Origin of the sequence: Methanobacterium spitsbergense, from assembly GCF_019931065.1 — an archaeon.
GTDB lineage: Archaea > Methanobacteriota > Methanobacteria > Methanobacteriales > Methanobacteriaceae > Methanobacterium_B > Methanobacterium_B spitsbergense.
The window spans coordinates 14,492-29,531 of the sequence record NZ_JAIOUQ010000007.1 but is presented as its reverse complement, the minus strand read 5'-3'; the positions used below and the strand labels follow the sequence as shown (position 1 = coordinate 29,531).

The window sequence follows — 15,040 nt, the reverse complement described above, 5'->3', positions numbered from 1 at the left end:
TAATAGGGTAAGAGAATGCATTTATTAAAATAGTGATATTCTTATTTTACTAATTCTCTTTAAGGTGCAAATGTATTCCAGAATCCATGTAGAAGAAACGAAGCATAAACTTTTCCAGTTTTAAATCTAACATATCCCAGTATCATACCTAAAAATAAGCCCAATCCTACTTTTGCTATCAGCATTGTAGTTAAAGAAAAGTTTTCATGGCTAATCCTAGGGTTTATCAAGAAAACATCAACATATCCAAGGTGCCATATCCCGAAAAGTAATGTAACAGTTATTAAGGTTATTAGTCCTCTCCTTCGAACGAACAATGCATTTGGATCTGAATTAATATTGTAGTAACCCTCAATTTTATTCCATATATAACCTCTGAAAAGTAGTTCTTCAAACACAGGTACTATTATTCCAAAAACAAAGCCCATTACAATTACATCAAGCTCAAATCCCAGTAAAATTGGGAGTAAAATGAGTGTAACTAAAATTAAACCCCCTAAAATATACATGATTCTTGTTCTTAAACTTATATCCTCCCAGTCAAGACTTAATTCCTTTAGTGATGGCCTAAACCATAGTAACAGTACAACTCCAACAATTATGAAAGAAATTCCATTAAGCGCTTGGAAAAGTGCTAGATTTTCTCCTGGTTTTAAAGCATACCAAAGTCCCAGCATGCATACTGCCCTTAATATCTGTATAATTAGTAATGCAAGGAGAATTTTAAGTATATGAAACAAAAATGGTTTGAAATGTTTGTCAGAGTGTAAAAATTTCAATCTATTGCCCCTCTTTAATATTGAATAATATATTATTGGTAATTATCATAATATAAATTATAAACCATATTCTGAGCTAGTTTATCGAATAAATAAACCTTTTTTCATTTAGTTATGTGGCTAAAATTTATTAAAAAATACAATGAACTTTAACTTTATTTATTTTGTTGATTAAACTATATTATTCAAGAAAAATTTTATCAAAAATTATAAAGGAATTATCTCTAGGGAGGGTAATAGAATGGAAAAAGTTCTTTTTATATGTGCAAGTCCACGTAAAAATGGAAATACCGCTGAAGTATTGTCAGAATGTGCTCAAATTATAGAAAACCATGGCTTGACTACTGAAACAATTTATTTAAGAGGGAAAAATATTGAGTCATGCAAGGCATGTGGGGCATGTGCTAAACTCCATAGATGCCATATAGATGATGGTCTAAACGAAATCATCGAAAAAATAAGGGAATCAAAGGGTTTCATAGTTGGTACTCCAGTATACTTCGGAACAGCCCGAGGAGACTTAATGTCGGCACTTCAAAGAATTGGATATGTTTCAATGAATACCGATGGATTCCTCTCTTGGAAGGTTGGAGGACCAATTGCAGTTGCCAGGCGCGGAGGGCAAACAGCCACAATACAAGAGCTTCTGATGTTTTATTTGATAAACGACATGATCATTCCGGGTTCAACATATTGGAATATAGTATTTGGAAGGGAAAAAGGAGAAGCTATCCAAGACGAAGAGGGAATGCAAACCATAAGAAGATTCGGGGAAAATGTTGCGAATCTCATCATCAAAATAGCTTAAAATATAATCAAAATTATATTAACTTAAAAAAATTGGGTTTTTTAATATGGCAGAAGGTCAACTTTATAAAAAATTCGCAGTGTACTACGACAAGATATATAAAAATGTAGACTATGCTGGAGAATCTGAATTCATTAACTGGGCTGTGAATAAACACAAAACTAGTTCAGGATTTGAAATTATGGATATGGCATGTGGAACAGGATCACATGCAAAAATTTTAAAAAATAGTTTTAAAGTTACTGGTGTGGATATAAACGAGGATATGATTAAAATAGCACAAGATAAGGTTCCTGAAGCAGATTTTATCATAGGAAATATGAAGGATCTGAACATTGGCAAAAAATTCGATGTTATTATATGTATATTCTCGGCTATACATTACAATAGGGATCTAAAAGAACTGGATATTACATTAACAAATTTCTATAATCATATGAAAGATGGTGGAATTTTAATCTATGATCTTAGTTTCAACACTGAAAACTGGATTGAAGGCCTTGTCAGCCTTGACACTGTTGTTGAAGACAAACTTAAAATTGCAAGGATGTGTCAATCTCAGCTCAAAAATGGAATTTTCAATGCAAACTTCGTTTTCCTAGTGAAAGATGATGGTAAATTTGATTTTGATATTGATGAACATGAATTAGGTGTTTTTAAAATAAATGATGTTTCTGATCTAATGGAAAAAATAGGTTTTAAAACATTTATATACGCTGATTTCAAAGAGAAAAAATGGGAAAGTGGAGAAGGTCAGAGACCCATTTTTGTTGGAGTTAAAAATTCTAAACAAGTGGAGAAATAGTATGAGAATAGCAGTTGCAGTTTCAGACGATGAAAAGTTTACAGAACACTTTGGAAGGGCCCAGAAATTCCTCATATATGAATTTGATGGTGAAGAAACTGAATTTCTAGATAGGAGAGAATCTAAAAAGATACCTGGAGAGAAACATCAGTGGGGAAAATCTTTAAAAGTTGTTGACGACTGTGATGTGGTTATATGCCTGCAAATAGGTATGACAGCAAAACCTGGTCTGAAGAGTGCTGGTAAAAAAATTGTTGAAGATGAAGGGCCTGTTGAAGATGTTTTAATCAGATTCATTAAACATGAAAAGTTCTTGAAGAAACCATTAAACTTTTAATTTTATTCTTAAATGATGGTCAATAAATTATCATTTAAACTAAAATAAGTTATAAATCAGCTTATTAAAATTATATCAAAGGAAATTTAGGTGTCTAAAATGAAAGTATTAATAACATATAACTCAGTACACCGAGGAAATACTGAGAAAATTGCAAAAACCATTGCAGCTGCCATTGATGCAGATATCATGAAATATGATGAAGTAGACGGATACAATATCTTGGATTATGATTTAATTGGTTTTGGTTCTGGAATATACTATGGAAAACCAAATAAAGAATTATTAGAATTCATAGATGAATTGCCTCCTGTAAAAAGTAGAAAAGCTTTTGTATTCACAACCAGCGGTAAGGGAAATCCAAATTATACAAGTGCACTTGCAGGAAAAGTTTCATTACATGGCTTTAAAGTTATAGGTGAATTTTCATGTAAAGCATTTGATGCGTGGGGCCCGTTAAAATTGATAGGTGGTATAAATAAAGGAAGACCCAACACAGATGATCTTAATGCAGCAGAAGTTTTTATTAAAGGATTGATAAATGAAGAGTGATATATGACTTGAATAACCATTTATTTTTTTTAAACAAAATATAAAATAATTTCGAAAGATTTTTTTTCATGATATGATAAAAACTATATAAGATGAAGTCAAATTCATTATAACCTCGGTGTAGAATATAAAATCCTAATACTGTTTTTAAATTTGTTACATGATCGGGTAATGGATCCTCAACAATATTTATAAAGCATGAATGAGAGTTATAATAAATGATTCTAATCTAGAGTACTTTGTTATGATTTTTAACATTATATCAAGAACATGAGATTTTTATTTATAAATTTTTACAGGTAAAGTGATAATATGGCTAAAGCAAGACGTAGAAGAGTAAGAGATACTTGGAAAGAAAAACAATGGTACAAAATAATGACTCCTAAGGATTTTGGAGATCAAGAGATAGGTACAACCCCTGCAAGGGATCCTGAACTTCTGGTAAAAAGAAGGGTTGAATCATCACTTCGTGAACTAACTGGAGACTTCAGCAAACAGTACATAAAACTTTTCTTCGAGATAAACGGTGTTGCTGGAGACACAGCAAACACAAATTTTGTTGGACATCAGGTAACAACAGATTATGTTAGAAGTATGATTAGAAGAGGAACAAGCCGTATTGATGCAATAGTAAATATTACATCAAAAGACGGTGTGAAACTCAAAATCCATGTACTTGCAATCACAATCAAAAGGGCTAAATCTTCCCAGCAGAAGTTCATACGAGAAACAATGGAAAAAATGGTTCAAAATGCAGCTAAGGACAAAAATTTCCAAGAGCTCATTGAAGATATTTTAGGAGGTAAAATGGCATCTCACATATACCATGAGTCCAAAAAGATCTACCCACTAAAACGTGTTGAAACCATTAAAACTCGTGTAATTGAAGATAAATAATGATGCGGGAGATAAATGTTTAATCCTCTGGAATATGTGGTCCTATTAGTAGTCATAGCGCTTATTACCTATTTGAGAAAAGCTCTTGATCTATTTGGATCCATTTTCATGATTATCATGGGTATAATAATTATTTTTACAGCCGGTGCAAACTGGCTCATACTAATATTCATTTTCCTGATTCTTGGACTTATTTCTACCAAGTACAAACACCAATACAAAAAAGACATTGGTATTTACGAGGGGACAAGATCCCTTAAAAATGTTATTTCTAATGGAATAGTGCCATTTGTAATGGCTGCCTTTGGAAACTATGGTGGATTTATAGGGTCAATTGCCACTGCAACAGCAGACACTCTTGCAAGTGAAGTTGGTGTAACACAACAACCCAGACTCATTACAACCCTTAAGAAAGTCCCTCCAGGAACAGACGGCGGAATTTCAGTTGTAGGTACAGTTGCAGGAATTATTGGTGCAGGCATCATAGGAGTGGCAGCTTATTTACTAGGAATATTTCCAGATCCCTATGTAACATTGAAAATAGCCATAATTGCAGGTACAGTAGGATGCTTTGTTGACAGTATACTTGGTGCTACGCTTGAGCGAAGGCATTATATCTCCAACGAATATGTTAATCTTATAGCTACCATAACTGGGGCCGCATTAGGCATCATCATGGTTTAGGTGATAAAATGAAAGGAATCATAATGATCATAGATGGAATGGGAGATCGTCCCATTAAAGAACTTGGATACAAAACACCCCTTGAAGTTGCATTAACACCTAATATGGATAAAATGGCAGAAAATGGAATATGCGGAATTATGGATCCAATAAGGCCTGGTATAAGGGCTGGTAGTGATACGTCCCATATATCCATACTAGGTTATAATCCCTATGAGGTTTATACAGGACGAGGTCCATTTGAAGCTGCAGGAGTAGGGGTGGATGTACTTCCCGGAGACATAGCATTCAGATGTAACTTCTCAACAGTAGATGATAAAGGAATTATCACCGACAGACGGGCTGGAAGAATTAGAGTTGGAACACAAGAGATAGCCCAGACAGTTAACGGGATGGAACTTGAAGAAGATGTTCAAGTAATATTCAAAGAATCAACAGGACATAGAGCTGTTTTAGTACTAAGGGGCAAAGGTTTATCTGATCAAGTTTCAGATGCTGACCCTAAACACGAAGGGAAAAATCCTAAAAAGGTTGTTGCTCTTGATGATACTGAAGAAGCAAAGAAAACTGCAGATATACTGAATAAAGTCGTTGAAAAATCTTATGAATTACTTAAAGACCATCCCATAAATATTAAAAGAATCGAATCTGGTGAAAATGCTGCTAATATAATCATCCCAAGAGGGGCTGGAGCCGTCCCTAAAGTAGAACCTTTTGGAGAAAAATACGGCCTAAATCCTGTTTGTATAGCTGAAACAGGACTTATTAAGGGAATAGCATCAATCGCGGGTATGCAGCTCATTGATATTCCCGGTGCTACAGGTGGAATTGACACCAACCTAGAAAACATTAAAAATGGCATAATAGAAACTGCTTCAAAGGATTATGATTTCATGCTCATAAATGTAGATGGAGCAGATGAAGCTGGACATGACGGTGAAATGGAAGAAAAAGTTAAATTCCTTGAAAAGGTTGATGTAGTTATTGGAGAGCTAATGAAAATAGAAGAAGTTTATTTCATTTTAACTGCTGACCATTCAACACCAATATCCATAATGGACCATACTGGAGATCCAGTTCCCATAGTAATTACCGGACCAGAAGTAAGGGTCGATGATGTAACAAAATTCAACGAACGAAGCACATCAAAGGGTGGTTTGTGCAGGATCAGAGGAAACAATATAATGGATATACTCATGGATCTCATGAACAGATCAACTAAATTTGGAGCATAAAGGAGTACTCAAATGACATCTGAAATTCCTAAACTCTTTGGTACTTCCGGTATAAGGGGCAAAGTAGGTTATGATATAACCCTGGATATTGCAGTAAATATTGGTATGGCAATTGCTAGTTATGCCGGCGGTATTGGGAGTAAGATAGTTCTGGGCTACGACTCAAGAACATCTAATGTTATGATAGAAAATGCTGTGACAGCAGGATTATTGCAATGCGGATGTCATGTTCTGAAGATTGGAATGGCACCAACTCCTCTTGTTGGTTATGCAACAATGAAACTCAAGGCAGATGCCGGCATCATGATAACAGCATCACACAATCCTCCAGAGTATAATGGAATAAAGTTATGGAATCCTGATGGAATGGCATACAGACAGGATCAGGAACGAAAAATCGAAGAAATCATACATAAAAGAAACTTTAAAACCGTATCATGGAAAGATATTGGAAAAGTTGAAGAAGTTAAATATGTGGTTTCAGATTATATAACAGATATCATTGCCCAAGCCAATATAAAACCCGGTACAAAAGTTGTTGTAGATTGTGCCAACGGTGCAGCTTCATATTTATCCCCTTTAATACTCAGAAAGGTTGGTTGTTCAGTTGTAGCTATTAATTCCCAACCCGATGGATTTTTCCCTGGAAGAATGCCAGAGCCCTCACAAAAAAACCTTCAGGAACTAATGAAGATTGTTAAGGCCATTGGAGCAGATATTGGAATTGCACACGACGGAGATGCTGATCGAATGATAGCCATTGATGAAAAAGGACGTATGGCTGATTTTGACAAATTACTAGCAATAGTATGTCGTGAAATTGGAGGTAAAGTTGTTACAACAGTTGACGCATCATTATGCACTGATAAATGTATGGATGAAGTTGGAGGCCATGTTATAAGGACAAAAGTCGGGGATGTGCATGTTGCAGAGGCAATTGAAGATAATAACGCACAATTTGGTGGTGAACCGTCTGGAACTTGGTTACACCCAAATTTCTGTATGTGCCCTGACGGGATATTATCTGCACTCAGAGTCATAGAATTGGTACAAAAGTATGGTCCATTATCAGACCAACTAGATGCAATTCCAAGTTATCCTACCATTAGGGATAAGGTGAACTGTGAAAACTTCCAGAAAGAATTGATAATGGAAAATGTTAAGGCCAAATTGCACATTATTCTTGAAGATGTTGTTGATGTAAATCAAATAGATGGTGTCAGAATATCAATGGCCGATGGTAGCTGGGTTCTTATAAGACCCTCCGGGACAGAATCCTTCATCCGGATCACTCTTGAAGCAACTAACATTGAGAAGGCCCATATGATAAGGAACCAATGTGCCAAGTTCATTGAAGGATTGATATAAATAATTTTTTTTTAAATATTTACAATGATATATATTTTCAGATATCATATTTAGCAAATATTTGACAAACGTTTTATGATTATAGCTTAAAGATTTATTAAAGGATGGTCAAAAATTTATAAGATTTATTAAAGTAATTCACACAATTATAGTACATATCTATTTGAAATTATGCTCACAAAATAATATTTATTTGTGTTAAACGGAATTTTGAGGTTTTTGTTATGAAAGCGATTATATTAACAGCAGGCGAAGGAACTAGAATGAGGCCCCTTACAGTCACTAAACCAAAAACAATGCTTCAAGTTGGGGGAAAACCAATTCTACAATATAATGTTGAGTCGCTAAGAAATGCAGGAGTTAGCGATATAACAATGGTTGTAGGATACCATGAAGAAGTTATAAAAAATCATTTTAAAGATGGATCACTTCTTGGTGTTAAAATAAATTATGTAACGCAAGAACAAAGACTTGGAACTGCCCATGCAATAGGATCAACAAGGGACACAATCAAAGGGAAATTTATAGTTCTTAATGGGGATATAATAGTGGATCCTGTATTAATAGAAGATCTTATACAGAAATATAATTCAAAAAGTGCGAAATCATTACTTGTACTGACAGAAGTAGATGATCCCTCATCCTTTGGTGTTGTTGAGCTAAATGGAGATAAAATTATCAATATAGTTGAAAAACCAGCTCCTGGAGAAGCACCCAGCAATCTAATAAACGCGGGCATTTACCTATTTGATGAAGATATATTCAAAGCCATTGATCTCACAATAATATCAAAGAGGGGAGAATATGAAATTACAGATTCACTACAAATTCAGATGGATAACAATGAAAAAGTTCTTGGAATCAAGTCAAAAAACAACTGGATAGATATTGGAAGGCCATGGGAGCTTTTAGATGTTAATGAACATTTTTTAAAGGACATGGAAACAGATATCCACGGTGAAATAGAAGAAGGAGTCACAATACATGGTCCAGTTTTTATTGGGAAAAACACCATAGTGAGATCAGGTACCTATATAATGGGACCAGCACACATTGGAGAAAACTGTGATATCGGCCCAAACACATTTATAAGAAAATACACAAGTATTGGCAATAATGTAAGCGTTGGAAATGCTGTTGAAATTAAAAATTCCATTATAATGGACAACACCAACGTGAACCATCTTACATATATTGGAGACTCCATAATAGGATCTAAATGTAATATAGCCGCAGGTACAAATATTGCAAATCTAAGATTCGACGACGGAAACATTAAAATCAGAGTTAAAGGAAATAAAATAGACTCTGGTCGTCGTAAAATGGGTGTTGTATTTGGAGATGGCGTGAAAACAGGTATAAATAGCAGTTTCAATCCTGGAGTGAAGGTCGGTGTTAACTCGAGAATTGGAGCAGGGGCAATAGTTAGCAAGGATCTGGAGTCTAACAAAGTTCTGATACCCAAACAAGAACATAATATTATTGATAACAATAAATGATTTACTATCCCTAATTCCGGCTTAATTCATTTTTATAGAACATTTATTAAATTAGATCGGTAAGATAAAAATGGTTTATAACAACACATTTGTATTTAAAGGGTCAATTCTCGATGGAAAAGTGAATTTAGACGAAAAATCATCAGTATGGTTTAATGCAGTGATTAGAGGAGACATAGAAACAATAAATATTGGTAAATGTTCCAATATTCAAGATAACTGCGTATTACACTCATCTAAAGGACATCCATTGAATATCGGGAATTTAGTGTCTGTTGGACATGCAGCTGTTCTCCATGGATGTACAGTTGAAGATAATTGTTTAATTGGAATGAATGCAACGGTGCTTAACGGAGCAACTATAAAGAAAAACAGCATAGTTGGAGCCGGAGCTGTTGTTACGGAAAACCATGAATTTCCAGAGCAAAGTTTAATACTAGGAATTCCTGCAAAAGTGGTTAGAAAGCTCGAAAAAGATGAAATTAAAAATATAAAAGATAATGCTATAAGGTACGTTAAAATGGCAAAACAAAAAAGTGATATGAATGATTAACCCAAGTAAAGTAGTAAAAAAACTTGATCCTTACGTTCCTGGCAGATCAATTGATGAAATAGCTTCTAATTATGGCCTTCAACCTGAAGACATAATAAAACTAGGATCAAATGAAAATCCAATAGGACCCTCTCCAATTGCAATAGAATCACTTGAAAAAAATCTTCACCTAATTAGTCAATATCCTGAAACAAATTTAAGTAGTTTAATCAAAGGCATTGCATCATATTCTGGTGTTTCACCAGCAAATGTTATTCTAGGCGGTGATGGTGCTGATGAAATACTCGATGTGTTAGGAAAAGCTTATATTGAACCGGGAGATGAAATCATAATCCCAATTCCAGGTTACATGTACTATGAATTTACACTTAAAATCCATGGTGCAATACCTGTCTATGCAAAATGGGACGTACCATCCAATTCTTTGGATGTTGACTCAGTAATACAAGCAATAAGTCCTAAAACCAAACTTATTTTCTTATGCACACCCAACAATCCAACAGGCGGTTTAATAAGTAAGGATGATATAAAAAAGGTCATAGAGAGCACAGATGCAATTGTAGTTATTGATGAAGCCTATTTTGAATTTTCAGATGTAAATAACGTTGATCTGCTCAAAGACTACAAAAATGTATTCATACTCCGAACATTTTCAAAGGTACTTGGACTTGCAGGTATGAGAATTGGCTATGGATTATCAAATCCCGAGATCATAGAATATATGTACCGTGTTAAACCAGTATTTAGTCTTACAAAACTCTCAGAAATTGCAGCAACTGCAACTCTACAAGATAAGGAATATATTAAAAAATCCACTGAAGTCAGTATAGAAAGTAGAGAATTCCTTTACACATCATTGTCAAATTTTAAAAATCTCAAAGTCTTTGAATCAAAGGCTAACTACCTCTTGGTAGATATAAGAGAAACAGGATTAACAGCCAAAGAATTGAGTGAAAATTTAATGAAAAAGGGAGTTATTGTTAGGGATTGCACCTCTTTCAAAGGACTGGATGAATATTGGATAAGAGTCAGTGTTGGAACAATTGAAAAAGATAAAAAATTCATTAAGATTCTTGATGAATTAATTAGCTAAAAAATTATAATAGGAAACAAATTACTTTAATAAATATTTTTCAGGAAGCATATAAAATCATGAATTCATTAAACTTTAAAGATGGTCAAAGTTCAATTGAAATAGGTGGAATGCTTGTTTCATCAATTGAATTTCCAGGTAAAATCTCCCTTGTTATTTTCACAGCAGGATGCATGCTAAGATGTCCTTACTGTCATAATGCAGGAATTATAGATGGGGGCAATCCAAGGAAGATCATTGAAATATTTCAAGAGATAAATGAATCACTTGATTTCATTGACAGCGTAGTTATAACAGGCGGAGAGCCTTTAATCCAGAATATCGCCATTATTGATATTTTAAAATACTGTAAAAACCTTAAATTAGAGGTTAAACTCGATACTAATGGATATTACCCTGAACGGCTGGAAGAATTAATTGATCTCGTGGATTATATAGCATTAGATGTTAAAGCCCCCTTCAATAAATATAAAGAAATTATAGGCGAAGATATTGGTGAAAGGGTAAGGAAAAGTATGGAAATATGTTTACTATCACCTGACACCTACTTAGAATGTAGAACAACCTATGTTCCTAACTTAATGAATTCAGAAGATATTGTTGAAATTGCTAAGGAAATTAATTGCGATGTTTACACGATACAGCAGTTTAAAAATACAAGTGTACTGGATGAAACTCTTAAAGAAACTCCTAGCCCATCTAGAACCGAACTTTTTGAAATCGCAGAATCAGTTAAACCATATTTAAAAAGGATAAAAATAAAAACCTCGGAATTTGGGGATGAAATAATAAAATAAGATAATAATATAAAAAATATTAATATAAATGGAGGGTTCTTCATACCAATTTTACTCTTTGGAAGCCGTCACGTTGAACTTATAACTGGTAAAAAAACCACCACAATCAGGAAACTTTGGAAAAAACCATTGTCTCCAGGTGATAGGTTGCATTGTTACTGGAACTTAGTTTCAAAAGAACGTAAGAAGCTTTTTGAAGCCACAGTAATCGATGTGGACGTTGTCAAATTTGAAGATCTGATAAAAAACGATTCTTTGGCACGTGAAGAAGGATATTCTAATGCAAAGGAGCTTGAATCAGATTTTATAAAGATATATCCCGATGATACATCAGATTCTTCTTTATTTCAAGTTATTAGGTTTAAAAAGTTGCCAATTGAAAATTGGGAAGGTAAAAAAATAGATGAAAAATCCATGATAACCAAAAGAGCAGACATACTTTTTGATGTGGGTAAATTCAATAAATCTGTTGTTTGTTATAATGCTGCACTAAAATTTGATCCAAATGATGTTTACCTCCTAAATAAAACTGGAGATAATCTTTCACGTCTAGGAAGATTTGAAGAAGCAATAGAATGTTATGATAAGGCAATTAAAATCGACCCCAATAACGAGTACATATATAACAACAAGGCAATAGCCCTTTTAAACTCAAATCAACCACAAAAAGCATTGAAATGCAGTGATAAAGCAATGGAACTCAACAGTACAAATGAATTTGTGCTTTATTGGAGAGGGTTCATTATGGAAATGCTAGGTAAGTTTGATTCCGCTCTTGAATGTTATGATATGATACTCAATATAAACCCAGAAGATCCTGATGTCTGGAATGCCAAGGGTAACATTTTATCTGAACTTGAACGAACAGAAGAAGCACTTTTTTGTTATGAAAAAGCATTAGAGCTCTGTCTTGAAGAACCGCCAGATGCGGCTATGTGGAACCGTAAAGGAAATGCTTTAATGGAACTTGGAAGATTTGAGGAAGCATTAAATTGCTATGATGAAGCTTTAAATTTAGAAAATGAAAATGATGCATTTATATGTAATAAAGGAGTTGCATTGTTAGAGTTAAGCCATTTTGATAATGCAATTGAATGTTTTAAAAGAGCATTGGTTTTAAATCCTTCCAATGAAGATGCCAGAATACTCAAAGATGAATGTCTAGAAAATCTCTGAAATATTTGAAAATTTAAATCAAAAACTGAAGGTAAATAAATTATAAGATATATAATATTGAATGATTTCTATGAAAGACAAATTGGAAAAGGGCAAGAATTGGTTTTTTAATCAAAATCTTCTAGTTAAATTGGCCATAATAGTTGGAGGAGCCATTATACTAATTTTAATAATTTTAATCATATTAGGTCTGGTTTTCCCAGACGATACACCATTAACAGGTGCTGATCTTGAAAAATACAAAGCGTCATGTACTGTGATAAGTTTACAAGCACTTAATAGTAATGTAAATAAATATAAAGGCCAACATGTCAATTTTACAGGCCAAATTGTTCAAATAAATCAAAAAGATGGTCAGACAAACATAGTGATGTCTGTTACACAAGTAAACGGCGGATGGTCCAATACTGATTTGATATATGTAACATATAAATCTCAAACAAATTTGAAAAGAGGAGATATAATTACAGTTTATGGTGCTGTATCTGGAACTTATAACTATATGTCAGTTACATTAGGACGTTTAGTCTTACCAAAGATTACTGCAAGAGATATTGAACTTACACCCCTTATCTCTTTAGTGGCAGTACCATTTACAACCTCTGGAACTAATATTTCCAGTAACAGTACAGATAATTCTTCTGGAACTCAAAATTCAACTAATACAACAAATCCTTCAAATACACAAACAAACACAGCTCCCTCCAACAACATCTAGGACAACCAAAAATAACAATTTGTCCTTGGAATATTATTAATGAAAATTAAATCCTCAAAAATCCATTGGGTTCCAAAACGGTTGCAAGCATTACTGTGTTGATATCTCTGTGCTCCATCCAATTGCTGGTTCTTCTGTTTTGTTTATCCATCCAAAATTTTTCTATGTTATTTCCAAGCCCCAAATATTCCTCAAAAAGGTTAATACGTTCTTGAAGAGAATTTATTTGTGATAACTCTGGATTTTTGTTTATTAAATCCACCATCATCTCAAAACCCTTCAAACCAATTGAAAGACCCAATTCTCTAAATGCTAGACGGTATTCTGCAGGATATTTCATTGGATCGTTCTTCATATACATTCTTAAGCCTAAGATAGATGAATCTAAAACCATTTCCAATAGTTCAATATTTTTTAAAAAACCGCTACTTATTAATTGTGTTATTCTAGTTGCATCAGATAACAAACCACCTATTCCCAGAGGATCATCGGTTGTTAAGCCCATACCTTTACATATATCCGTAATTTCGCGAATTTCATTTTCCAGATCTGATTCTGGAGATGATCCATCTTGAAAATCTTTCATCCCATTTTTTATTTCATTATATGTGATAAAACCATCTAATGGATCGTGCTGTCCCATCGAAAAAACTAAAGGACGTGTAAGATCAATACTCATCTTCCAGTACATTCTCTTCCTAGTACCATGGTCAGGTAAATAAGTAAAACTAGCATGGGCTGATTCTGCAAGTTCCAATGCCCATTTAATATATTTATTGTCTCCTGTAACTCTGGATGTGTTGTTTAAAGCATGCATCCATTTGGTCAGGTAATGATAGTATTGACCATCCCTATCCCATTCTTGACTCTCGTTGATGATTTCTGCGGACATGCGCTCATTCATTTCTTTACCTATTCGCAGTCCACCTATAGTCGGATGTTTTTCACCCGTTTCTTCATCCAGGCCACTTATCCAACCATTTTTAGGATTATCATTTCGTTGTTTTCCCAGAGTGTGATGTACTTGATTAACAAGACGCAGAGCAATATACAGATAAACTTTGTTATTAGTCGTGTTGTAGAGTCCCAAGTAATTACACACAGCAAATGCATCGGTCCATAAGTATCGTTTAGGATTTGAATTTTCAGGTTCAAGTCCTGTGTTTCTTGCAAACTGTTCCATTAACTCATTTACATAACCAGTTGAATCTTGCTTCATTTTATCCCTTAACTATTTTTAAGGATTTAAAAAAATGTTTATAATATTATATTGTGTTTAGAAAATTAATATTTCTTTCCCTATTTTTTTATAAAATTTCATTAATAGAAAAGTATATAAGCATATACGTATATACTTATGAAACATGATGTTGGGGATAAATTCTGAACATGGAGAGGAAGATCTTTCTGAAGAATTGGAAGAACTATTCAAAGCTCTTGGCAATATTAACAGATTGATATTGATCTACAGCCTGGCATCAGGTGAGAAGGAAAAGTTCAGTGTTAATGAAATGGCAAAGATGATGGGTTTAACACAACCAGCAGCATCTCAACATCTTAAAATACTTAAAACAGTAAAGATCCTAAATGCAAAAAAACAAGGAAACTATATTTACTACACCTTCAACCAGAACGCCCTACTAAAACACAAAGAAAAGATTGATTTTTTATTTGGCTGTGTTTTTTCAAAGTGCAATGAATCTAAAAAATAATAATATTTAAAAATGGCAATTTTAGCC

17 protein-coding genes are annotated in these 15,040 nt (G+C 33.7%); 15 read left to right on the top strand and 2 right to left on the bottom strand.

Annotation, left to right across the window (positions count from 1 at the left end; all coding sequences use genetic code 11):
- Nucleotides 1-59: 59 nt before the first annotated feature.
- Complete coding sequence (locus K8N75_RS05740; RefSeq protein ID WP_223791153.1) at nt 60-779, bottom strand: CPBP family intramembrane glutamic endopeptidase; 720 nt, start codon at nt 777-779, stop codon at nt 60-62.
- 241 nt (nt 780-1,020) lie between these two features.
- Between K8N75_RS05740 and K8N75_RS05735 the strand changes: the two genes are divergently transcribed.
- The 14 genes from K8N75_RS05735 (at nt 1,021) to K8N75_RS05670 (ending at nt 13,301) form a co-directional block, all read left to right on the top strand.
- Complete coding sequence (locus K8N75_RS05735) at nt 1,021-1,587, top strand: flavodoxin family protein (RefSeq protein ID WP_223791152.1); 567 nt, start codon at nt 1,021-1,023, stop codon at nt 1,585-1,587.
- A 46-nt stretch (nt 1,588-1,633) separates the two neighbouring features.
- The gene (locus K8N75_RS05730; protein WP_223791151.1) at nt 1,634-2,392 is read left to right on the top strand and encodes a class I SAM-dependent DNA methyltransferase; all 759 of its coding nucleotides are present in this window, start codon (nt 1,634-1,636) and stop codon (nt 2,390-2,392) included.
- 1 nt (nt 2,393) lies between these two features.
- A complete protein-coding gene (locus K8N75_RS05725) occupies nt 2,394-2,729 on the top strand; it encodes a NifB/NifX family molybdenum-iron cluster-binding protein (RefSeq protein WP_223791150.1) in 336 nt (111 codons plus the stop codon).
- A 99-nt stretch (nt 2,730-2,828) separates the two neighbouring features.
- On the top strand, nt 2,829-3,281 hold the full coding sequence (locus K8N75_RS05720) for a flavodoxin family protein (RefSeq protein WP_223791149.1): 453 nt from the start codon (nt 2,829-2,831) through the stop codon (nt 3,279-3,281).
- A 312-nt stretch (nt 3,282-3,593) separates the two neighbouring features.
- Nucleotides 3,594-4,178: a 30S ribosomal protein S3ae gene (locus K8N75_RS05715; RefSeq protein ID WP_048189864.1), complete on the top strand. Its 585-nt coding sequence runs from the start codon at nt 3,594-3,596 to the stop codon at nt 4,176-4,178.
- A 15-nt stretch (nt 4,179-4,193) separates the two neighbouring features.
- Nucleotides 4,194-4,862, top strand: coding sequence for a TIGR00297 family protein (locus tag K8N75_RS05710; protein WP_223791148.1), 669 nt, complete (start codon nt 4,194-4,196; stop codon nt 4,860-4,862).
- Between the two features lie 8 nt (nt 4,863-4,870).
- Nucleotides 4,871-6,097 carry a 2,3-bisphosphoglycerate-independent phosphoglycerate mutase gene (locus K8N75_RS05705; RefSeq protein ID WP_223791147.1) on the top strand — a complete coding sequence of 409 codons (1,227 nt, stop codon included), beginning with the start codon at nt 4,871-4,873 and terminating at the stop codon, nt 6,095-6,097.
- 12 nt (nt 6,098-6,109) lie between these two features.
- Complete coding sequence (gene glmM / locus K8N75_RS05700; protein WP_223791146.1) at nt 6,110-7,465, top strand: phosphoglucosamine mutase; 1,356 nt, start codon at nt 6,110-6,112, stop codon at nt 7,463-7,465.
- A gap of 224 nt (nt 7,466-7,689) precedes the next feature.
- The gene (gene glmU, locus K8N75_RS05695) at nt 7,690-8,964 is read left to right on the top strand and encodes a bifunctional sugar-1-phosphate nucleotidylyltransferase/acetyltransferase (protein WP_223791145.1); all 1,275 of its coding nucleotides are present in this window, start codon (nt 7,690-7,692) and stop codon (nt 8,962-8,964) included.
- A gap of 70 nt (nt 8,965-9,034) precedes the next feature.
- Nucleotides 9,035-9,517, top strand: coding sequence for a gamma carbonic anhydrase family protein (locus tag K8N75_RS05690; RefSeq protein WP_223791144.1), 483 nt, complete (start codon nt 9,035-9,037; stop codon nt 9,515-9,517).
- Nucleotides 9,513-10,610 carry a histidinol-phosphate transaminase gene (gene hisC / locus K8N75_RS05685; protein ID WP_223791472.1) on the top strand — a complete coding sequence of 366 codons (1,098 nt, stop codon included), beginning with the start codon at nt 9,513-9,515 and terminating at the stop codon, nt 10,608-10,610. The genes K8N75_RS05690 and hisC overlap by 5 nt, the downstream gene beginning before the upstream one ends.
- A gap of 59 nt (nt 10,611-10,669) precedes the next feature.
- Nucleotides 10,670-11,407 carry an anaerobic ribonucleoside-triphosphate reductase activating protein gene (locus K8N75_RS05680; protein WP_223791143.1) on the top strand — a complete coding sequence of 246 codons (738 nt, stop codon included), beginning with the start codon at nt 10,670-10,672 and terminating at the stop codon, nt 11,405-11,407.
- 42 nt (nt 11,408-11,449) lie between these two features.
- Nucleotides 11,450-12,583 carry a tetratricopeptide repeat protein gene (locus K8N75_RS05675; protein ID WP_223791471.1) on the top strand — a complete coding sequence of 378 codons (1,134 nt, stop codon included), beginning with the start codon at nt 11,450-11,452 and terminating at the stop codon, nt 12,581-12,583.
- A gap of 70 nt (nt 12,584-12,653) precedes the next feature.
- Nucleotides 12,654-13,301, top strand: a complete 648-nt coding sequence (locus K8N75_RS05670; protein WP_223791142.1) for a hypothetical protein — start codon at nt 12,654-12,656, stop codon at nt 13,299-13,301.
- Nucleotides 13,302-13,347: 46 nt separating this feature from the next.
- Here K8N75_RS05670 and K8N75_RS05665 read toward each other — a convergent pair whose 3' ends face one another.
- Entirely contained in the window at nt 13,348-14,520 is a 1,173-nt protein-coding gene (locus K8N75_RS05665) for a hypothetical protein (protein WP_223791141.1), read from the bottom strand.
- Nucleotides 14,521-14,668: 148 nt separating this feature from the next.
- Here K8N75_RS05665 and K8N75_RS05660 point away from each other — a divergent pair, with 148 nt between their 5' ends.
- Nucleotides 14,669-15,013, top strand: a complete 345-nt coding sequence (locus K8N75_RS05660) for an ArsR/SmtB family transcription factor (RefSeq protein WP_048189856.1) — start codon at nt 14,669-14,671, stop codon at nt 15,011-15,013.
- Nucleotides 15,014-15,040: the final 27 nt, after the last annotated feature.

Bases quoted from the DNA above. Each gene is read 5' to 3' on its own strand.
- K8N75_RS05735 (WP_223791152.1), top strand. From the start codon at position 1,021: ATGGAAAAAGTTCTTTTTATATGTGCAAGTCCACGTAAAAATGGAAAT.
- K8N75_RS05730 (WP_223791151.1), top strand. From the start codon at position 1,634: ATGGCAGAAGGTCAACTTTATAAAAAATTCGCAGTGTACTACGACAAG.
- K8N75_RS05725 (WP_223791150.1), top strand. From the start codon at position 2,394: ATGAGAATAGCAGTTGCAGTTTCAGACGATGAAAAGTTTACAGAACAC.
- K8N75_RS05720 (WP_223791149.1), top strand. From the start codon at position 2,829: ATGAAAGTATTAATAACATATAACTCAGTACACCGAGGAAATACTGAG.
- K8N75_RS05715 (WP_048189864.1), top strand. From the start codon at position 3,594: ATGGCTAAAGCAAGACGTAGAAGAGTAAGAGATACTTGGAAAGAAAAA.
- K8N75_RS05710 (WP_223791148.1), top strand. From the start codon at position 4,194: ATGTTTAATCCTCTGGAATATGTGGTCCTATTAGTAGTCATAGCGCTT.
- K8N75_RS05705 (WP_223791147.1), top strand. From the start codon at position 4,871: ATGAAAGGAATCATAATGATCATAGATGGAATGGGAGATCGTCCCATT.
- glmM (WP_223791146.1), top strand. From the start codon at position 6,110: ATGACATCTGAAATTCCTAAACTCTTTGGTACTTCCGGTATAAGGGGC.
- glmU (WP_223791145.1), top strand. From the start codon at position 7,690: ATGAAAGCGATTATATTAACAGCAGGCGAAGGAACTAGAATGAGGCCC.
- K8N75_RS05690 (WP_223791144.1), top strand. From the start codon at position 9,035: ATGGTTTATAACAACACATTTGTATTTAAAGGGTCAATTCTCGATGGA.
- K8N75_RS05680 (WP_223791143.1), top strand. From the start codon at position 10,670: ATGAATTCATTAAACTTTAAAGATGGTCAAAGTTCAATTGAAATAGGT.
- K8N75_RS05670 (WP_223791142.1), top strand. From the start codon at position 12,654: ATGAAAGACAAATTGGAAAAGGGCAAGAATTGGTTTTTTAATCAAAAT.
- K8N75_RS05665 (WP_223791141.1), bottom strand. From the start codon at position 14,520: ATGAAGCAAGATTCAACTGGTTATGTAAATGAGTTAATGGAACAGTTT.
- K8N75_RS05660 (WP_048189856.1), top strand. From the start codon at position 14,669: ATGTTGGGGATAAATTCTGAACATGGAGAGGAAGATCTTTCTGAAGAA.